At 30.7% G+C, this 20,561-nt stretch carries 20 protein-coding genes; 10 read left to right on the top strand and 10 right to left on the bottom strand.

Translation table 11 applies throughout. The features are described 5' to 3' along the window. Positions 1-14: 14 nt before the first annotated feature. The 3 genes from ACTTAY_RS01190 to ACTTAY_RS01180 are packed head-to-tail and all read right to left on the bottom strand — an operon-like array spanning position 15 to position 2,441. Positions 15-983: a 2OG-Fe(II) oxygenase family protein gene (locus ACTTAY_RS01190; protein ID WP_440672064.1), complete on the bottom strand. Its 969-nt coding sequence runs from the start codon at positions 981-983 to the stop codon at positions 15-17. Beyond that, positions 980-1,933: a DMT family transporter gene (locus tag ACTTAY_RS01185; RefSeq protein ID WP_440651754.1), complete on the bottom strand. Its 954-nt coding sequence runs from the start codon at positions 1,931-1,933 to the stop codon at positions 980-982. Before ACTTAY_RS01185 ends, ACTTAY_RS01190 begins: the two co-directional genes overlap by 4 nt. Positions 1,934-1,973: 40 nt before the next feature. Continuing rightward, positions 1,974-2,441: a thioesterase family protein gene (locus tag ACTTAY_RS01180; RefSeq protein WP_440672063.1), complete on the bottom strand. Its 468-nt coding sequence runs from the start codon at positions 2,439-2,441 to the stop codon at positions 1,974-1,976. A 43-nt stretch (positions 2,442-2,484) separates the two neighbouring features. Here ACTTAY_RS01180 and ACTTAY_RS01175 point away from each other — a divergent pair, with 43 nt between their 5' ends. Next, the gene (locus tag ACTTAY_RS01175; protein ID WP_440672062.1) at positions 2,485-2,883 is read left to right on the top strand and encodes a GFA family protein; all 399 of its coding nucleotides are present in this window, start codon (positions 2,485-2,487) and stop codon (positions 2,881-2,883) included. 7 nt (positions 2,884-2,890) lie between these two features. Here the strand turns inward: ACTTAY_RS01175 and ACTTAY_RS01170 are convergent, their stop codons facing one another. Further along, a complete protein-coding gene (locus tag ACTTAY_RS01170; RefSeq protein ID WP_440672061.1) occupies positions 2,891-3,916 on the bottom strand; it encodes a quaternary amine ABC transporter ATP-binding protein in 1,026 nt (341 codons plus the stop codon). 120 nt (positions 3,917-4,036) lie between these two features. Here ACTTAY_RS01170 and ACTTAY_RS01165 point away from each other — a divergent pair, with 120 nt between their 5' ends. Both ACTTAY_RS01165 and ACTTAY_RS01160 read left to right on the top strand, forming a co-directional pair. Next, on the top strand, positions 4,037-4,768 hold the full coding sequence (locus ACTTAY_RS01165) for a class II aldolase/adducin family protein (RefSeq protein ID WP_440672060.1): 732 nt from the start codon (positions 4,037-4,039) through the stop codon (positions 4,766-4,768). Then, positions 4,768-5,907 (top strand): TauD/TfdA family dioxygenase, encoded by a 1,140-nt coding sequence (locus tag ACTTAY_RS01160; RefSeq protein ID WP_440672059.1) that lies wholly within the window; start codon positions 4,768-4,770, stop codon positions 5,905-5,907. Before ACTTAY_RS01165 ends, ACTTAY_RS01160 begins: the two co-directional genes overlap by 1 nt. On the opposite strand, the gene ACTTAY_RS01155 is transcribed toward ACTTAY_RS01160, so the two are convergent. From ACTTAY_RS01155 to ACTTAY_RS01145, 3 genes are read right to left on the bottom strand one after another with little or no spacing between them, the layout of a single operon-like run. Then, on the bottom strand, positions 5,904-7,334 hold the full coding sequence (locus tag ACTTAY_RS01155; RefSeq protein ID WP_440672058.1) for an aldehyde dehydrogenase family protein: 1,431 nt from the start codon (positions 7,332-7,334) through the stop codon (positions 5,904-5,906). The two genes, ACTTAY_RS01160 and ACTTAY_RS01155, sit on opposite strands and share 4 nt — an antisense overlap. Positions 7,335-7,355: 21 nt before the next feature. Beyond that, complete coding sequence (locus tag ACTTAY_RS01150; protein ID WP_440672057.1) at positions 7,356-8,297, bottom strand: NAD(P)-dependent oxidoreductase; 942 nt, start codon at positions 8,295-8,297, stop codon at positions 7,356-7,358. Further along, positions 8,297-9,166 (bottom strand): DMT family transporter, encoded by an 870-nt coding sequence (locus ACTTAY_RS01145; RefSeq protein WP_440672056.1) that lies wholly within the window; start codon positions 9,164-9,166, stop codon positions 8,297-8,299. The genes ACTTAY_RS01150 and ACTTAY_RS01145 overlap by 1 nt, the downstream gene beginning before the upstream one ends. 59 nt (positions 9,167-9,225) lie before the next feature. On the opposite strand from ACTTAY_RS01145, the gene ACTTAY_RS01140 reads away from it, so the two are divergent. The 6 genes from ACTTAY_RS01140 (at position 9,226) to ACTTAY_RS01115 (ending at position 15,696) form a co-directional block, all read left to right on the top strand. Continuing rightward, positions 9,226-9,972 carry a maleate cis-trans isomerase family protein gene (locus ACTTAY_RS01140; protein WP_440672055.1) on the top strand — a complete coding sequence of 249 codons (747 nt, stop codon included), beginning with the start codon at positions 9,226-9,228 and terminating at the stop codon, positions 9,970-9,972. After that, the gene (locus ACTTAY_RS01135; RefSeq protein WP_440672054.1) at positions 9,972-11,141 is read left to right on the top strand and encodes a M24 family metallopeptidase; all 1,170 of its coding nucleotides are present in this window, start codon (positions 9,972-9,974) and stop codon (positions 11,139-11,141) included. The genes ACTTAY_RS01140 and ACTTAY_RS01135 overlap by 1 nt, the downstream gene beginning before the upstream one ends. Before the next feature lie 45 nt (positions 11,142-11,186). Then, the gene (locus ACTTAY_RS01130) at positions 11,187-12,272 is read left to right on the top strand and encodes an ABC transporter ATP-binding protein (RefSeq protein WP_440672053.1); all 1,086 of its coding nucleotides are present in this window, start codon (positions 11,187-11,189) and stop codon (positions 12,270-12,272) included. Between the two features lie 116 nt (positions 12,273-12,388). Continuing rightward, positions 12,389-13,507 (top strand): extracellular solute-binding protein, encoded by a 1,119-nt coding sequence (locus ACTTAY_RS01125; protein ID WP_440672052.1) that lies wholly within the window; start codon positions 12,389-12,391, stop codon positions 13,505-13,507. Positions 13,508-13,576: 69 nt separating this feature from the next. Continuing rightward, positions 13,577-14,839, top strand: a complete 1,263-nt coding sequence (locus ACTTAY_RS01120; protein WP_440672051.1) for an ABC transporter permease — start codon at positions 13,577-13,579, stop codon at positions 14,837-14,839. 2 nt (positions 14,840-14,841) lie between these two features. Beyond that, positions 14,842-15,696, top strand: coding sequence for an ABC transporter permease (locus ACTTAY_RS01115; protein WP_440614070.1), 855 nt, complete (start codon positions 14,842-14,844; stop codon positions 15,694-15,696). On the opposite strand, the gene ACTTAY_RS01110 is transcribed toward ACTTAY_RS01115, so the two are convergent. Then, positions 15,697-16,824: a thiolase family protein gene (locus ACTTAY_RS01110; protein WP_440672050.1), complete on the bottom strand. Its 1,128-nt coding sequence runs from the start codon at positions 16,822-16,824 to the stop codon at positions 15,697-15,699. It lies immediately after the preceding gene. Between the two features lie 105 nt (positions 16,825-16,929). On the opposite strand from ACTTAY_RS01110, the gene ACTTAY_RS01105 reads away from it, so the two are divergent. Beyond that, the gene (locus ACTTAY_RS01105) at positions 16,930-19,152 is read left to right on the top strand and encodes a 3-hydroxyacyl-CoA dehydrogenase NAD-binding domain-containing protein (protein WP_440672049.1); all 2,223 of its coding nucleotides are present in this window, start codon (positions 16,930-16,932) and stop codon (positions 19,150-19,152) included. On the opposite strand, the gene ACTTAY_RS01100 is transcribed toward ACTTAY_RS01105, so the two are convergent. Both ACTTAY_RS01100 and ACTTAY_RS01095 read right to left on the bottom strand, forming a co-directional pair. Beyond that, positions 19,145-19,795: a peptidylprolyl isomerase gene (locus tag ACTTAY_RS01100; protein ID WP_440672048.1), complete on the bottom strand. Its 651-nt coding sequence runs from the start codon at positions 19,793-19,795 to the stop codon at positions 19,145-19,147. The two genes, ACTTAY_RS01105 and ACTTAY_RS01100, sit on opposite strands and share 8 nt — an antisense overlap. Continuing rightward, positions 19,792-20,520 (bottom strand): putative zinc-binding metallopeptidase, encoded by a 729-nt coding sequence (locus ACTTAY_RS01095; RefSeq protein WP_440672047.1) that lies wholly within the window; start codon positions 20,518-20,520, stop codon positions 19,792-19,794. Before ACTTAY_RS01095 ends, ACTTAY_RS01100 begins: the two co-directional genes overlap by 4 nt. Between the last annotated feature and the right edge of the window lie 41 nt (positions 20,521-20,561).

Below are 20,561 nucleotides of genomic sequence, written 5' to 3'. Positions count from 1 at the left end.
CGACTTAAATTATTTTAACGCTGGTATTCGATAAATTTTTTTAAAGATTGATTTAAAAATTTTTCATAAATCTTACCTGTGTTAGAATATTTTTTTGAATTAAGGAAAGATTTATTCATTTTAAAGTCATAAGAGGGCTCAAAGAAGAATGGAACGGAAAGTCTCTTGCTTTTATTCCATAGTACTCTGTGATTTGTAGCTTTAAATTTACCTTTACTTAAAAACTCTAAAGCTCTTCCTGTATTTACTACCAAAGCTTTTTTATTAAATGGCACATCATACCATTTTTTCGTTTTTCTATTCTGTACTTGAAGACCACCTTTTTTATCTTGGTATAGAACTGTAAATATTCCACTATCTACATGCGTTTCACATCCAAGTGCAACTCCATCTTGTTTTGAAATTTCTACTGGCTTTGTTTGATTTGGATAATAATTAAACCTTAAAGTGCTTAGTGTTTTTAATCTTGAAAATGCTTTTCTTGAAAGATCTGGATTAAGTTTGTTTAATTTAATGACACTTTTAAACAAAGTTTCACTTAAATTATAAATATTTTCGAAATATTTATTTAAGGCCTCAATAGAATTTTTGTTAAAACATGTATTTAGATCTAAATATTCAATGTATTGGTTTTTGGTTTTTGTTGAATATTTCTTGGTAACTTTTAAATCTCCTATATCCAATCCTTCTTTACCATTTACGTCACTTGGAAAATATCCTCTATAGAGATTTTTATTTTTTTTATTCCATTTTTTTGGTGATAGTTTCTTTTTTTTGCTGTCTGACAAATTGAAGAACTTGTTTCCTATTCCACATATTTTATTAATTTCTTTCAAATTAAGACCATGTCCAGTCACTTGAAAAAAACCTATATATACACAAGCTTTCTCAATTTCTTTAATTGTTTTTAACGCACTCCGGGTCTCAAAATTATTTTTGATAAGTGATGATATGTTAATTGTGGGTATATAATTTTTGGTCATCTTCTAACAGGTGTTTCTGTAGCAATGTATTGCTCTCTGACTTTCTCTCTTAAATATATGTATATTCCAGCTGCTATTATACACGCAACACCTAGAAATGTTCTTCCAGATGGAATCTCGTTAAATAGGAAATACCCTGGTATCATCGACATTATAATTAGAGAGTATTCAAATAAAGAAACAACTGATGGAGATGCAACTATGTATGCAGAAAATATACAAAGAAAAGCAATTGATGCCGCTACACCAAAAAATAATATAAATTTCCATGTGTAATCAAAGTTAGAAAACCATTCTCTAAAAATAAATTGAGTTGTTGGATCAAAATTAGAATTGTTAAACTGACCATTGCCCATAAAGAGATAAATAGCTCCACATAATATGAGCGCAATTAAATAGAAATAAAATAGTTGAGTGTTTACATCATCTTTGTCAGAGGTATATTTTGTTATTGTCATAGAGGCTGCATAAAAAAATGCACATCCAACTGGAAGTAGACTTTTGTATTCAAAATCTGAAAAATTTGGATCTAAAACTATAAACACCCCTATAAAACCAAATACAATTGCAGACCATCTTCTAATACCAATAAATTCCTTTAAAAAAAATTTGGCAAAGATTGATACAAAAAAAGGGCAGGAGAAAAAAAGTGCATTAGCTGTTGCTAATGGCATGTAAGTAAGAGAAATAAAAAACGCTGAAAAAGCCAAAAAGTGTAAAACTACCCTTACCAAAGTTAATATTGGATAGTGGGTTTTTAAACTAACCTTTTGCTTTTTAAATTTGATGTAGCAAAACAGTAAAATTGCAGCAACAAAGTATCTGCCAAAAAAAATTTCATATAATGCTGCTTTTTCAAATATAAATTTGATTAGTGAGTCCTGCATTGCAAATAAAGTCATTGCAATAATAATAAGAACAATTCCTTTAGAGTTATTATCGGTACTCATTTCGCACCTATACCAAAATAAGATAATGAATAATATTTAATTATTTCTTCAGTTTTGAAGAGAACAAAAGATTTTCACTTGAAAATTTAGCTTCATTTTCCTTTACAAAAGCAGCCATCAACTTCAACTTTTCTTCTTCGAATTCTGTTACCTTTCTTTTGCTGAGATCAATATATAGAGATATCCATTCCATTGATGCTGAGATTTTTTTTGTCTCTCTTGCAATCATTTCCATTTTTAAGTGTAATCTTTTTTTATCATGGTCAAAATAAGTAAGGTTTATATCAACTGATTCACCTTCTTTGACCTCATTAAGATATTTAGTGTTTGTCTCGACAACCATAGTGCTTCTATTAAGATTTTTTGCTGCACTTGCTCCCATTTTAAATTTTTCAAGTGCCACTTCCCATGCTTCATCAAATATCAAAACATAATAAGCCATGTTCATATGTTTGTTATAATCAACCCAGTTCTTTGTGATATTGAAGCTTTTAAGAAAAACTGACATTTAATTTTTTAATTTAATATTAATATCATATAATAAGATTTTTATGAAAAAAGTATTAACAGCCAGTTGTTTATGCAAAGGTGTAAAGTTTAAAACACTTAATAAACTAAGAAGTGTATCTAATTGCCATTGTGTGCAATGCAGAAAAACTCATGGTGTATTTGGAGCCTATACAAATATTAAAGACAAAGAACTTAAATTTTTAAACAAAACCACTTTAAAGTGGTTTAATTCATCTAAGAATTCCAAGAGAGGTTTTTGCAATAAATGTGGGGCAAGTATATTTTTTAAAGTTGATAAATCTGACAATGTTTCAATTTCCGCAGGAATGTTTGATGGTAAAACAAAACTAAAAACTTTTAGAAATATATTTGTAGGTTCAAAGTCAGATTTTTATCAAATCAATGACAAACTTCCAAAATATAAAAGATTTGCTAAATAATATTATTTTAAGATTTAGTTAAAGAAGACTGTAATTCTTGATTAGTAATATAACCCTTAATATTACCGTTCTTATCAACTACTTCACAATTTGAGTCTGAACAAACTATTTGAGGTAAAAATTCTTCAATAAATTGATCTTCATTTACTTTAATAACGTTTGATTTATCTATATTTTCAGAATCATTTAAATTTTTCATAATTATTTTTGCTTTGATTACTTTTGCTCTATTCACATCTTTAACAAAAGCTTTTACGTAATCATCTGCAGGCTTCATTATAATTTGTTCTGGCGTTCCAACTTGTACTAATTTTCCTGAATTTAAAATTCCAATATGGTCACCTAATCTCAATGACTCATCAAGATCATGAGTAATAAATACAATTGTTTTTTTTAATTCTGATTGAAGATCAATAAGTTGTTTTTGCATATCACTTCTTATTAGTGGATCTAGAGCACTAAAAGCTTCATCCATCAACATTATATCCGTATCTGTTGCTAATGCTCTTGCCAAACCAACTCGCTGTTGCATTCCTCCAGATAATTGATTTGGATATTGATTTTCAAATCCATTTAATCCAACAGCATCAATTTTTTCCATTGAGATTTTATTTCTCTCATCTTCGGACTTACCTTGCATTTCCAAACCATATCCAACATTTTGCAAGACTGTTTTGTGCGGGAATAAACCAAACCTTTGGAAGACCATACTCATTTTGTGTCTTCTAAACTCAATTAGCTTTTCTTTATCAAGCGACATCACATTTGTGCCCTCAACCAAAATTTCACCATCAGTTGGATCTATAAGTCTATTTAAATGTCTAATTAATGTAGATTTTCCTGAGCCCGAAAGACCCATGCAAACAAACGTTTCACCTTCTTCAATCTTAAGAGAAACATTATCTAATCCAACTGTGTGCCCAGTTTTTTCTAATATTTCATCTTTAGTTGAACCTTCCTTGACCATTGGAAGTACTGATTTTGGATTATTACCAAAGATTTTATATACGTTGTTGATTTCGATTTTTGACATCAATTAAGTTCTAACAGTTCATAGAGCATAATGTAAAACAATTTCTATACAACTTATAATTGATTTTTAAAAATTCGATTTTGTTTGATTTTGTTAGTCATTTAAATAATCATTTAATTTATGACCAAATCAGATCATGATGTTCGATGTGAACTATCAGCTCTTTATAGAATTTTACACATGTATGGGATGACAGATTTAGCTAATCAATGTGCTGGAGCTAGATCAGCTGAAGATAAAGATTGTTCTTTTGTTCATCCTTATGGAATGTTTTATGAAGAGATTACAGCATCATCTTTAGTAAAGATTGATAAAGATGGTAGAAAAATAAATTCAGATGGACCATGGTTAAATGATGGTTGTATCAATCTTGCTCAATGGATTTTTAATTCACGTTCTGATGTTAACTTTTATGTTCACGGACATGCTAATGATGTTATGGCAGTTGGAGGAACTAAAGAAGGTTTGATGCATCTTTCACAAGCAGCAGTCTATTTAAATCATTTAATTGGATATATCGATTACGAATTTGTTGAGGATAAAGATTTTGGAAAAAAATTTGAAAATCTTATAGGGAAGCACGATATTTTAATTACAAGAAATCATGGATACTACACGGTAGGTAAAACTGCTGCAGAAGCATTTTTTAGAGCTTATTATTTAGAACAAGCATGCACTGTTCAGGTTAAAAACTTATCTATGGGACAAACTAAACATGAAATAGACAAACAAAAAGCTGCTTATTTTTGGGACAATATGAGTAGTTCAGATGACTATAATTATGATGGAAAAACAGAGTGGGCTGCATTATTAAGAAAATTAGATCGTGAAAATTCAAATTATAAAAGTTGATGGAACAAAATTATAAAATTGAAAATATAACTAAAAATTCTACTAATTTAGAAGTTGATTGGAGTGATGGAAAAAAAAGCAAGTTTAATTATTTATGGTTAAGAGATAATTGTCCTACAGCACACGATAAAGATTCTCGTCATAGAATGTTTAACATTCTCAAAGTATCTAAAGATATAAATCCTAAAAAATTTTCTTTGAACAATGATGGTAAACTTCAAATTGAATGGAGTGAAGGAGATCATGTTAGTTATTATGATCAAAAATGGTTGAGAGACAATTGTTATACAATTAAGAACAATTTAGAATACAAATCACCCTACAAGCTTTGGGACAATTCTCTTCAAGATCATTTAAAATCTGTAGAAATTGATCATGATGAAATCGTTAATTCAGATGAAGGCTTGATAAAATGGTTGGAACTTTTGCATCATACTGGAATTGCAATTGTAAAAAATGCACCGACAGATGAGAACTCTGGGTTTAAAGTTTTAAATAGAATTAGTCATACTAGAGAAACTTTTTTTAAAACTCCATTTGAGGTAATTAATATTCCAAAACCAAATAATTCTGCTTACACAGCACATGCTTTGAGAAATCATATGGATTTACCTTGGTTTGAAACACCTCCAGGATATCAATTTCTTCACTGTTTAGTTAATTCTGCAAGTGGAGGAGATTCCTCAGCTGTAGATGGATTTGCGGTAGCAGATTATTTAAAAAAAAATGAAAAGGAAATTTTTGATACACTAGTTAATGTTCACCTTAAATTTAGAGACATGGACTATACTCAAGAATCGGTAAGAAGTTATTATGCACCAGCAATTTCTTTGACTAAAGATAATGATTATCATGACATTAGATTTAGTGTTGCAACTATGGATGCCCTAGATTGCCATCCTGATTTAATGGACAAAGTTTACAAAGCTCACCATCGATTTGGAAATTTATTACACGATGATAAATTTCAAATTAAATTTAGATTAGGGCCAGGAGATATATTTACTTTCAACAATAGAAGGTTGCTTCATGGGAGAACAGAATTTGATCCAAATTCTGGTCATAGACACCTTCAAGGATATTACATGGATCGTGATGAAATTATTGGAAGATTGAGGTATTTAAGAAATTCAAATTAATTCCATCCAGTTACATTTTTTACTTCTAAAAATTCTTCCAATCCCCAAACTCCTCCTTCTCTACCATTTCCAGATTGTCTATAACCACCAAAAGGAGTTCCAACATCAGCTGCATTACCGTTTATGTAGACACATCCTGATCTTAATTTTTTTGCAACTCTATGTGCTTTTTCTTTATTATCAGTTTGAAGATAATTTCCTAAACCATAAGAAGTATCGTTTACAATTTTTACTGCTTCGTCTTCAGTATCAAACGGAATAATTGATAAAACAGGCCCAAAGATTTCTTCCTTTGCGATTCTCATCTCATTAGTAACATCTGTGAAAATAGTTGGTTTAATAAAATATCCTTTATTTAAACCATTTGGCAATTCTGGTCCTCCAGCAGCCAAAGTTGCTCCCTCGGAAATTCCACTTTCAATAAGATTTATAATTTTATCGTACTGAACTTTTGAAATTACAGGACCAATGTGATCTCCTTTTTTAGTTGCTTGATCAACTTTAATTTTATTAGCTTCATCAACCGCTTCTTTTACTGCTCTTTCATAAATAGATTTTTCAACCAACATTCTTGTAGGTGCATCACAAGATTGTCCTGAATTACTCATTACATTTCTGATACCATCTCTCACTGCATCTTTATAACTATCAGCAAAAACAATATTTCCACCTTTACCACCTAGTTCAAGACAAACTCTTTTAATTGTATCAGCGGCATTTTTAGAAATTAACTTTCCAGCTCTTGTTGAGCCTGTAAAAGAAACCATATCAATATCAGGATGGCTTGAAATATCTGATCCAACTCCAGCACCATCACCATTTACTAAATTAAAAACTCCTTTTGGAAATCCAGCTTCATCAATCATTTCAGCAAATAGCATTCCTGATAACGGAGCAATTTCTGAGGGTTTTAAAATCATTGTACAACCAGTTGCAAATGCTGGAGCAACTTTAAGAGCGATTTGATTTATTGGCCAATTCCAAGGAGTAATTAATCCACAAACTCCAATTGGTTCATAACAAATATGGTTATTTGATTTTTCATCAAAATGTTCTTCGAAGTTAAAATTTTTAAGTCTTAATATAAAATCCTCTAAATGATCTCTTCCTGATGCTGTTTGAACATCAGTTGACCAATCCATTGGAGCACCCATTTCTAATGAAATAGCTTCTGCCATTTCATTAAATCTTTTTTTATAAATAGTTAATAATTTTTCTAATAATTTAATTCGTTCCTCTTTTGAGGTTTCTTTCCAAGTTTCAAATGCTGTTTTTGCAGCTTTTACTGCTCTATTTGTATCTTCTGTAGACCCTAGAGAAATTACTGCACAAGAATCTTCATTACATGGATTGATAACATCAAAGTCATTTTTTTTAATTGGATCTACCCATTCACCATCAATATAAAATTTTCTTTTATCTAACATGATTTTATTTTAGCATACTATTTAGATTTCATATCCTTTTTCCTCGGGCTCATTATCAACTAATTCTTCTGGAAACCCTTTAGCTCTAAAATCAATATTATTTAAATCTTCCATCCTTTTTACGATCATAGAAGACCACGCTCTAGATCCATATTTTTTTTGTCCATCTTTAAATATTTCAACAACTTTTGGAGATATCTCTAGTGGAGCATTTAATTTTTTGGCCAGATCATCAAATAAACCTGTATCTTTTAAAACTAAGTCCATTGTAAAATTTATATTATAAGATCCATTTAAGATTACTTGACTTTCTGTTTCGTGAACAAATGAATTTCCTGATGATGCAGCAATTCCTTTGAATGTTTTTTCAAGATCTAGGTTAGATTTTTTTGCAACTGTCCAAGCTTCTCCTAAAGCAACCAAATGTACTGAAGCTAAATAATTTGTAATTACTTTTAGAGTACTTGCTGTACCCAATTCACCAGTATGTAACACCTTTCTACCCATGACTGTTAAGACAGGTAAAATTTTTTCAAATGCTTTTCTCTCACCACCTACAAAAATTGCAATATTTCCAGTTGCAGCTCTATGACAACCACCACTTACTGGGCCATCTAAAGGTATAGCATTTTTTGCAATTACTTTTTCTCCAATTCTCTTTACTTCAGCTTCATCAGTAGTGCTCATTTCAAGCCAGATTTTATTTTCAGAAAGGCCTTGAAGTACTCCATCTTCAGCTTCCATAACTTCTGCGCTTACTTTTAGAGATGGCAAAGAAGTAATTACAAGATCAACTTGATCTGCAAGTTCTTTTCCAGAGTTTGCAACTTTTGCACCAGAACTTTTAAATTGATCTGTTAAATTTTGGTCTACATCTCTTACTGTTAAGTCAAATCCATTTCTCAATAAACTTCCTGCAAGTTTAGCACCTACATTTCCTAGACCAATAAAACCTATCTTCATTATTTTACCTCTTCTTTTTTATTTTTTGTAAAAACTATTAATATGACACCAATAATTATTATTACTCCACCAATGAATAGTTCTTTGGTTGGCTCTTCTCCTAAAAGAAAAATCGCAGCCAATAATCCTGTTGGGGGAATTCCCATGGTTACAATGGGTAGAACTTTATAAATTGGATTATTTTTTATGACATAATAAAAGCAACCATATGTAACTGGCTGCATTATAAAACCAATGTAGATTGCAATTATCCAATGATTAATTTCTGCATTAGCAAAATATTCAATAGTATTTCCATCAATGATTGCTGATAATAAAATTAAAATTGGACCAGAAAATAATGCCATCCAAGCAACCAATGCTAAAGGATTAATTTCTTTACTTAAAGGTTTCACCATTACTTGCCCAAGAGCCCAAATAGCAGAGCCTAATATCGTCAATCCAATACCGATAATTTTTCCATCTAAATTTGGTGAGCCAGTTAAAACATAAACGCCGATAAATGCTATACCAATACCAATTAATGCTCTAATTGTTGGTTTCTCTTTAAGCATAAAGTAAGCAAAAATAACTCCAAAAGGTACTTCCATTTGAACTAATAAAACTGCAGAAGATGCATCAATTAAGTCCAAACCAGAGTAAGTAATACTGTACTGCAAAGTATTAGCTATTAAAGAAGCTATGAAGATTTTTAGCAAGTAGCCTCTTGGTATTGGAAACCACCAAATTAAAATTGAAGCTGCAAATATAAATCTTAAACCCATTAATAAAATTGGTGGAAAAGACTCGAATGCTGGTTTTGCAATGACAAAACCAAAGCCTAAAAAAATTGGAACCAGCGATGCGATGAAGGTATCTTTTAAATTCATTTCGTTAATTTAATATTAATGATTATTAAAGAACTTCTGGTATATTCATCTTTTAAAATATGAATTCAACAAAAATAGATCCAAAATACATTAGTAAATCAAATCCAAGAATTGGCTTAATAGCTCTTGCAAGTGATTTTATGATTGAGAGAGATTTCATTAATGTCATAAAAGATAGGGAAATTGATTTTTTTGTAAACCGTATTGAGTGCTACAATCCATTAACTCGAGAAAACCTGATTAAAATGTCTAATAAAGTAACTGAGGTTGCAAAAGATATTTTACCAGATCAAGATATTGATTGTGTTGTTTATGGTTGCACTTCTGGAACCATTGCAGCTGGATATAATTCTATTGAACAAAAAGTAAAAGCAGCAAAACCAATGGCTGATGTTACAACGCCTAGCACTGCGGCAATTAAAGCTTTAAAAAAACTAAATATAAATAAAATTTCTTTGTTCACACCATATAGTAAAAAACTAAATGATGAGGTTTTAAATTATTTTAAAACAGAGGGTTTTGAAATTACTTCTAATTCTTACTTTGATATCGAAGCTGATTATGACATTGGCAAAGTAGATCAAGATTATTTATATGAAGTATTATCTAAAATTGATTTAAATGGGGCAGAGGCTTTGTTTGTTTCGTGTACAGCATTACCTGTGTTACCAATTATTGATAAACTTGAAAAAAAATTAAACACAATAGTTTTATCTAGCAATCAAGCATTAATTTGGGATACACTTGTAAAAATAAATAAAAATAACTCTGTTGAGGGATTTGGAAAACTATTTGAGGCAAACTAATGTCATTTACTAAAGAAGAATACAAACAAAGATTAAAAAAAGTTCAAAAAATGATGCAAGAAAAAGGCATCGAACTTTTAATTTCTCATGACACTAATAATTTATATTATCTAACTGGTTATGACGCATGGTCATTCTATTATGCTCAATGTGCAATCGTTCATGTAAATGCTGATGAGCCATTATGTTTTGTTAGAGCTCAAGACGCAGGTGGGGCTTATATAAAAACTTATTTAAAAGATGAAAATATTTTAGTGTATGATGAAGAATACATTCATACTTGGCCAAAACATCCTTACGATAGATTAGTTGAAATAATTAAAGAGAGAAAATGGGACAATCTATCAATCGGGTTAGAGATGGATGCTCACTATTTTACTGCTTTTTGTTATGAAAAAATAAAACAAGGTTTGCCAAATGCCAAAATAAAAGACAGTGATCGATTGGTGAATTGGGCAAGATTTACAAAATCTGATGCAGAAATAAATTACATGAAATCTGCAGCAAAAATTTCTGAAAAAGGAATGAAAACTGCAATGGAAGTTATTAAACCAGGTGTTAGACAGTGTGATGCAGTTGGTGAAATTCAAAAAGCACTATTTTATGGAACTGAAGAATTTGGCGGTGAATATTCAAGTATTGCAACTCTTCTTCCAACAGGAAAAGGTACTTCTGCTTCACATTTAACAGCTACACAAGATAAATTCGTTGAAGGAGAAGCAACAATTATTGAACTTTCTGGAGTTTATAAAAGGTATCATGCACCAATGGCTAGAACAGTTTTACTTGGAAAACCTAATCAATTAAAAATTGATACAATGAATAAAACTATTGAAGCCCTAAACTCTGGTATTAGCGCAATTAAAGCAGGAAACACTGTAGATGATGTTGCTCAAGCTTTTTGGAAAATACTTGATAAATACGGTATCGAAAAAAGATCAAGAACTGGTTATTCAATAGGGATTGGTTATCCTCCTGATTGGGGAGAGCACACTCTTAATATATATAAAGGAGACAAGACAGTTCTTGAGCCTAATGTTTGTTTTCATATGATTGCTGTGATGCAGTTTGGTGACTGGGGTGTTGAGGCATCTGAGGCTATTAGGGTTACAGAAAACGGGTCAGAGTTATTTTGTAATTTTCCAAAAGAGCTTCATATCAAGAGTTAATTTACTATTGAAATCTACTTTCACAAATGTTTAATAATCAACTTTATGTCTAAAAATCCAGAATTCGTAAAATTTGATAAAGTAGATAAAAGTTATGACGGGAAAGTACTTGTCGTTAAAGACCTACAATTAGATATTGCTGAAGGTGAATTTATAACGATGCTTGGACCATCTGGTTCAGGTAAAACAACTTGTTTAATGATGTTAGCTGGATTTGAAACTCCAACTAATGGAGAAATTTTATTAGACGGAAATATTATTTCCAACATCCCACCTCACAAAAGAGGAATTGGAATGGTGTTCCAAAATTATGCACTATTTCCACACATGACAGTTTATGAAAATTTAGCCTTTCCTTTAAGAGTAAGAAAAGTTGAAAAAGATGAAATTGATAAAAAAGTAGATAAAGCTTTGTCGATGGTTTCTTTAAATGGATTTGAGTCTAGAATGCCAGCACAACTTTCTGGTGGACAACAACAAAGGGTTGCTGTTGCAAGAGCACTTGTGTTTGATCCAGCCGTTGTTTTAATGGATGAGCCACTTGGTGCTTTAGATAAAAATTTAAGAGAGAGTATGCAGTATGAAATTAAACATATCCACGAAAGTATTGGTGTTACTGTTGTTTACGTTACTCATGATCAAAGTGAAGCTCTTACTATGTCAAACAGAATAGCTGTATTTAACGATGGAAAAGTTCAACAGTTATCCGATCCAGCAGAATTATATGAGAAACCAGTAAACTCTTTCGTTGCTGAGTTTATAGGTGAAAATAATACTTTTAATGGCGAAGTATCTGATATTGATAAGGATACATGTAAAGTAAAATTAGGTAATGCAGAAATATTAGCTAATCCTATTTCTGTAAAATCAAAAGGTGAAAAAACTACAGTATCTTTAAGACCAGAAAGAGCTTTAATAAATCCAAAAGATAAAATGGATAATATGTTTACTGGAAAAATTGAAGAAGTTATCTATCATGGTGACCACACACGAGTTAGACTGGACTTACTTGGTAGTTCTGAGTTTATTTTAAAAGTACCAAATAGCACCTCAAATCTTGAGCTAAAAGTAAAAGAGGATATCAATATTGGTTGGAACAGTGTTGATGCTAGAGCTTTAGATCCTAAATAATTTTAATTAAATATCCAAAATAACATTAGATAAAATGAGCTGTTGACTTCACTTGCTCATTTTGGTGTACTTTCATTATATAAATTAATTTATATTAACGTTTAAACGGAGGAATAATGAAAAAATTAAGTAAATTATTACTTGCTCTTTCTTTTGCTCTTTCAATAACTTCATCAGCATTTGCAGTTACTGTTGCATCTTGGGGTGGAGCTTATACAGAGTCTCAAAAGTTAGGGTATGGTGATCCAACTGCTAAGGCACTAGGAGTAGAAATCAATTGGGTTGATTACTCTGGTGGTTTATCAGAAATTAAAGCACAAAAAGAAGCAGGTGCTATTACTTGGGATATCATAGACTTATTTGCATTCGATACAATTAACGGATGTGATGAAGGTTTATTTGTTAAATTTGATTTTGACAAAGACTTCCCAGCTGCACCAGATGGAACTCCTGCAAGTGAAGATTTCTTCACAGGAATGCCAAGTGAATGTGCTGTAGGAAACATCTTATATTCTTGGAACTATGCTTTTGATACAAGAGCATTTGGTGGTAAAGAGCCTAAATCAATTAAGGATTTCTTTAACACTAAAAAATTCCCAGGAAAAAGAGCAATCTATACTAGTGCTTTAACTAATTTAGAAATTGCTTTAGCTGCGGATGGCGTGAAGTTAGGTGACGGCGGAACTAGAGTTTACAGAAAACTTTTAGAAGACGGTGGAATCGACAGAGCGTTAAATAAAATTAAAGAACTATGTACAGATCCAAATGGTGGATGTGTATTCTGGTCTGCAGGTGCTCAACCACCTGAATTATTAGTTGCTGGTGAAGTTGTAATGGCAACTGGTTGGAACGGAAGATTCTTCAATGCTGAAGTTGGTGAAGGTGCTCCAATTAAACAAGTATGGGATGGTCAAGGACTTGACTATGAATATTTCGCACTTGTTGATGGTGGTCCAGACCAAGAGAATGCTATGAAAGCTTTAGCTATGATGACTAACACTGAGATGTTAGCTGGTAGCGCGAAGTACATTGCATACGCTCCATGGAGAAAATCTTCTCTTGATGTAATCACTGCTGGTGAGCCATGGTACAAAGATGGTAAAACAGAAATGATGCCTCAAATGCCAACTGCTCCACAAAATACTAAAAACTATTTCTTAGTAGACCCATTCTTCTGGGCTGACTATGGAACAGAGATTGGTGAGAAGTGGGAAGCTTTTAAAGCAGGCCTATAATTTCAGTTTTAATCACTGAATTTATATAATATATTTAGGGCGGTTATTAACTAACCGCCCTATTTTTTTATGAGCTCTGAGGCAAAACAAATTTTAACAACTGACGGAATACCACTCGAGGTCAGTTTAAAAAAAGCTGAACGGAAGAATAAGATTAAAGCTTTTCTTCTAGTAGCTCCTCTACTTTTATTTTTAATAATTACTTACATTTTTCCAATTGGTGAAATGTTTACCAGAAGTATTGATGACAAAATGATCACCAATATGCTTCCCAAAACATTTAAATCTATGGAAAAATGGGATGGAAAAGAATTACCATCAGAGGAAGTGTTTGAGAGTTTTTATTATGATTATAAGGTTTTAGTTGAAAACCAGCAGCATGGAAAACTTGGGCAAAGATTAAATAAAGAGAAAAATGGTTTTAACTCAACAACGAAAAGACTTTTCAGAAATATTAAAAGAAAAAAAATAGACGAAACCGCTAGTTTCAAAGAACAAATGATAAAGGTTCATAAGAACTGGGGTAACGTTGAGTATTGGCAGGCTATAAAAAGAACAGCGCCACCTTATACATTAGCTAAATATCTAAAGGGTATGGATATGTATTTTGCCGCTGATGGAAGTATTGCTCAGGTTGATGAAGATAGAAGAATTCATAGGATCTTATGGTTAAGAACTTTAGAAATTGCCTTTTTTGTAACTCTATTCTGTTTTTTAATGGGTTATCCCATTGCTCATTTATTAGCAACATTGCCAATGAAGTATTCAAATCTTTTGATGATTTGTGTTCTTCTTCCATTCTGGACTTCACTGCTAGTTCGAACTGCAAGTTGGATGATTTTGTTACAGCAACAAGGAGTCGTTAATGATTTTTTTGTCATGATAGGGTTGGTTGCTGACGATAACAGACCAGAGATGATGTATAATAAAGTTGGAACTTATGTGGCAATGACACAAATATTATTACCTTTCATGGTTCTTCCACTTTATAGTGTTATGAAAACAATCTCTCCAAGTTTAATGCGAGCAGGGAAATCTTTAGGAGGAACACCTTTCGTTGCCTTTTGGAAAGTTTATTTCCCGTTAACTATACCAGGTATAGGAGCAGGATGTTTATTAGTATTTATATTGGCAATTGGATATTACATTACTCCAGCATTAGTAGGAGGTGCCTCTGGAACTTTGATTAGTAACCAGATCGCATATCATATGAAAACAACTTTAGATTGGAGTTTTGCTTCTGCAATGGGATTAATGTTGCTAACTGGAGTTTTAGTTGTGTATTGGATTTATAATAAATTAGTTGGAGTTGATAATATTAAATTAGGATAAAGATGGCATTACCAAGTTATACAGAAACGCGTTATAGAATTTGGCATTATGTTTATTTAGCCATTTGTGCTTTTGTATTTTTCTTTTTAGTTGCACCTTTATTCGTAATATTTCCATTATCATTTAATGCTGAAGAATTTTTAGTATTTTCTGAGGGTATGAAAAATCTTGATCCTGATGCCTTTTCTCTAAGATGGTACAAGGATATGGTTTATGGAACTAAAAACCCATGGGGATTAGCTGCAAAAAATAGTTTTATAATTGCAATATTTGCAACAATAGGATCGATAATACTTGGGACATTGGCCGCGTTAGGTTTAAGCAGTAGGCACATGCCTTATAAGGGAATTATAATGGCTACTTTAATTTCACCAATGATTGTTCCGTTAATTATATCAGGTGTTGCAATATTTTTTTTCATGGCAAAAGTTGGTTTGGCAGCAACACATACAGGGATAGTTTTTGCTCATATAATACTAGGAACTCCATTTGTTGTAATTACAGTAACCGCAACATTATCAGGATTTGATCATAGTGTAACAAGAGCTGCCGCTAGCTTAGGTAGTAACCCCGTAAACACTTTTATGAAAATTACTCTTCCATTAATATTGCCAGGTGTAATTTCAGGAGGTTTATTTGCATTTGTAACTTCATTTGATGAAGTAGTTGTTGTTTTATTTCTTGCTGGTTTAGAAAATACTACTATCCCAGTTCAAATGTGGACTGGTTTAAGAGAACAGTTAAGTCCAACAATCTTAGCTGTTGCAACGTGTTTAATTATTCTTTCAACTTTAATTTTAATTAGTGCAGAATTATTAAGAAGAAGATCTGAGAGATTAAGAGGAATTAATAGATAGTTAAACTGCTTCTATTATTGTTGCAATCCCCATTCCTAAGCCAATACATTGAGTAGCAAGAGCATATTTTTTATTTTCTCTTTTTAAAAGTTGTGCAGCTTTTCCAGTTATCCTTGCACCTGTTGCCCCTAAAGGATGTCCTAAAGCAATTGCACCTCCATCTAAATTTACTTTATTAATATCTATTTCTAAATCTTTGATACAAGCTAGTGATTGAGATGCGAAGGCTTCATTTAACTCCACAATATCAATGTCTTTTATTGAAAGTTTAGCTCTGTCCAAAGCTTTTTTAGTCGCTGAAATTGGTCCTAATCCCATAAAATTTGGATCACATCCTTCAACAGCAGTAGATTTTATTCTCCCAAGAATTTCTAAACCATTCTCTATAGCAAAATTTTCTTCACATATCAGAGTTGCAGCAGCCCCATCAGTTAGTGGAGATGAAGTTGCAGCTGTTACAGTTCCATTTTGATCAAATACTAACTTTAAACTATCTAATTTTTCCATTGTACTATTAGGTCTGATATTTTCATCTAATTCACAATTACCTATCTTAGTAATTTCATTTTTAAAATTATCTTTTTGTTGTGCTTCATTTGCTTTTCTATGACTTTCTAAAGAGAATTTTTGTTGCTCTGTTCTTGAAATATTATATTTTTTTGCAACATTCTCAGCAGTAATTCCCATGGATAAATACAAATGTGGATTTTGTTTTTCTTCATCAGAATAAGGGTAGGGCAAAGGATCAAATCCAGTTCTAACCCTTGTCATACTTTCTACTCCTCCACAGATAAATATCTTACCTGATCCCATTGCTATTTTCCCAGCAGCAATATGAATTGCCTCCATAGAAGATCCACACCATCTATCTACAGACATACCAGGAACTCTCATATCTAAATCTGATAAAAAAGTTACTAATCTTCCAATATTAAAACACTGTTCACCAACCTGAAAAGCGCACCCAATAACAACATCATCAATTTCTTTTGGATTAATTTTTGATTGTGAAAGAAGATTTTTAATTACTTCAGCTAGTAGATTAACTGGTTTTACATCTATTAAATTCCCTTTATTTGCCATTGCAAATGGTGACCTGGAGTAACCAGCTATTACTGAATTATACATTTTTCTCTTTAATATTGTGTTAATTTATATAGCTTACCAATTTAATTAATCAGGAAATTTGTCTTATTTCAAGTTTTTGATTAATTCAATAAAAGTTTTTTATTTATGGATATAAAAAAAGTAGTTGTTATTGGATCCGGTACGATGGGTAGTGGAATTGCAGCGCACCTGTGTAACGCAAATGTACCTGTAACTCTTTTAGATTTAACAACAGAAATATCTGAAAAAGCTAGGGATAGAATTCATAAATCAAGACCTCCATTACTTTTAGATAAAACCAAAATTGAAAATATTAAAGTTGGAAATATTAATGATAATTTTGATGTAGTAAAAGAAGCTGATTGGGTTGTTGAGGCTGTTGTTGAAAGAATTGATATAAAGCACAATATTTATGAAAAAATATTTAAGAATAGAAAACAGGGGGCAATTGTTTCGTCAAACACATCATCTATCCCAATTAAAGTTTTATCGGAAAAATTAACTGAAGAAGAAAAAAAAGATTTTTGTATTACTCATTTCTTTAATCCAGTCAGATACATGGGGTTACTTGAAATTGTAAAAAACGAAAATAATGATTTAAATAAAATTAATTCTCTTAAAAAATTTTGTGAAATTGAATTAGGTAAAGGAGCTATTGTTTGCAATGACACTCCTGGTTTTTTAGGAAATAGAATAGGTGTTTATGCAATGCAGGTAGCAATGACAGAGGCATTTAGAATGAAACTATCTATAGAAGAAGCTGATGCAGTTTTTGGAAGACCAATGGGAATACCTAAAACAGGAGTTTTTGGATTATATGACCTAATTGGAATTGATTTGATGGCTGATGTTTTAAAAAGCTTTATTAAAGAACTTTCTGATAATGACGAATTTCAAATTGTTGCAAAAGAAATTCCGTTAGTAAAAAAATTGATTGATACTGGCTACACTGGACGAAAAGGAAAAGGTGGTTTTTACAGAATGAATAAAAGTGGAAACCAAAAAGTATTAGAAGCTATCAATTTAGAAACAGGTGAATACACAAACTCAAAAAAAATAGATTTAGGAGTTGAGACTGTAGATATTAATAATTTAATTAATCGAAAAGATAAATATGGAGAATATGCTTGGGAAGTAATTTCTAAAATAATTAAATATGCGTCTTCTCTAGTTCCAGGAATTACAGATAAGTTCAATGATATTGATGAAGCAATGAGACTTGGTTTCAATTGGGCAATGGGTCCTTTTGAAATGTTAAAATCAATTGGAGTAGAAAACTTTTTTTCAAGAATAGATAATTTTGAAAATAATAAATTTTTAGAAAATTTATCTAAGTCAAAAGATGAAAACTTTTATGGAGAAAGACAATTATATACTGATATTGAAACATTAGGAAAAATAAGACCAACAGCAATAAAATTAGATAAAAATAATTCTGCTGAAATTCACCGTTTTAAAGATTTTAATATTGTAGAATTTACTACAAAAGCTTGTGCATTAGATTATGATTCAATGGATGCATTAAAAAATGCAACTGACAAACCGCTTATTGTTATGAATGAAAGTATGCAATTTTCTGCAGGTGTGAATTTGAGTTATACTATGAATTTTGCAGACAAGAATGATTTCAAATCTATAGAAAAATTTATTAAATACTTTCAGGATACTTGCAAAACATTAAAGTATTCTAAGCACCCAGTAGTTTCTGCACCTTCAGGTCTTACTTTAGGTGGTGGTTTTGAAGTTTTAGTTCAAAGTAACTTTGTTGCATCACACACAAATATTGTGGTTGGTCTTGTAGAGACAATTGTTGGATTGGTGCCAGCTGGAGGTGGATGTAAAGAAATGTTATGGAGATGGTCGCAAACAGAAGAAGCAAAATCTGATCCTGATTATGCTCCTTTAAAAGTATTTGATATTATTGGATACGCAAAAACTGCAACTTCTCCTGTAGAAGCAGAGCCTTTAAAATACTTAAAACCTGAGGATAAAAAAATCATGAATAGAAACAGTCTTTTTGAGGAGGCTAGAAAACTTATTCATCAAAATAACGATTTTGTTCCTCCAGAAGAATGCAAATTTAATTTATCTGGAAAACCTTTGAAAGAGAAGATGATTAAAGTTTTAGAGAAATTATATAATGAAAAAATTATATTAGATCATGGAATGCATGTTGGAACAGAACTTGCAAATGTGTTAAGTGGTGGTGATACAAATTTAGATAAAACTTTATCAGAGGATGATCTATATAAATTAGAGTTAGATTCTTTTATGAGATTGATAGAAACCAAACAAACTCAAGAAAGAATTAAACACACTCTTTCAACTGGAAAACCTTTAGTTAATTAGTCTCTAACATTCTAAAAGTGTTTATATAATCAGGTCTTAGTACATAGATTGCTTTATTCCCTGTTTTTATTTTCTTAAGTATTTCCAGTCCATACTTCACCTTTCCAATTGGAGTGTATTCTCCTTGATAAATTGGGATATCTTTCAAGGTAATAAAAAATTCACTATCTTCAGAGTCAAATTCTGTTGATCTTGCAAAACCAACACTACCTTCAGTAAATTCAAAATCATCACTAAGTTCTGATTTTAATAATCCTAATCCTGATTTTCCACTTCCAATTTTTGAGTAATCTAAATATTCAATATTTCCAAATTCAAGATCACCAGCTTGCACTAAAGTATTTTCAACTACCTTATAGAAAGCTGAACCATCATACATTTTTTTTTCAATTAATATTTTAAATCTTTCAACAGCTTTTGGAGAAATTTCAGGATATAACTCAATAATAACGTTTCCACATTCTAAATTCATTACAGCAATATTATTCGAGTTTTTAAAGTTTAATTTTTTTAAATCATTATTGTCTATAAATAGACATTTATTTTTTAATAAAAAAAAAGACGAAAAAGCAGAAACGGCTAAAACTATTAAAAAAATAAATAAAATTTTTTCTGATTTTGAAGCTTTAATTGTTTTAATCATAAAATATTTTCATCGATTTTAAATATATTGGTCTTAATAAAATTAACCTTATTATTTAATATGGGGTCGTTTTTTATTTTTTCTTCAATCAAATTTTTATTAACCATTAAAAAAGAAAAGATTTCAGCCATATCTTCTGATGGAATTGATTTAGAGTATTCTGTTAAAAAACCATTAGTATTTTCATATAAATCTAAATTTAATCTATCTGAGCAAGTGGAACATTCAGCGTATTTAAAATCAGAATTATTGAATAAAGAAAATTTTTTATCATTAAAATCATTCTCATAACTATTTTGAATCATGTGAAAAATTTCATGATGAATCATTCTTTCAAAATATTTTTCGTTAAAGTTTATGTCTAATATTAAAGTTCTATTTTTATTATCTGGTATTCCGCCAGTATTAATGTTTGAAATAAATAAATCTTCACAAAATACAACGTATTTTAAATCTATTTTTTTAAGAAATTTAGAATTGTATCTTTTAATATTTCTCTCAATGATTGGAAATTTTGTATTAAGATTTTCTTGATTTGTTTTATTACAAGTAATGTTGTCATCTACTCCTATTTTAAAATCTACTTTTGCATTTAGATAACGGATATTGTTCTCATTTTTTAGTTTATAGATTTCCAAGTTCGGAATTTTGATTAGATTGTATATTTCATCAGCATTTACCTGTGAAAACTGAAATATTAAGATGAATAAAATAATAATTTTCATTAATTTATTATAGACGAATTAGATTAGATAATATTATCTTA

It is taken from the genome of Candidatus Pelagibacter sp. HIMB1715, assembly GCF_052047595.1.
In the GTDB taxonomy this organism is placed as follows: domain Bacteria; phylum Pseudomonadota; class Alphaproteobacteria; order Pelagibacterales; family Pelagibacteraceae; genus Pelagibacter.
This window is presented reverse-complemented; position numbering and strand designations above follow the sequence as displayed.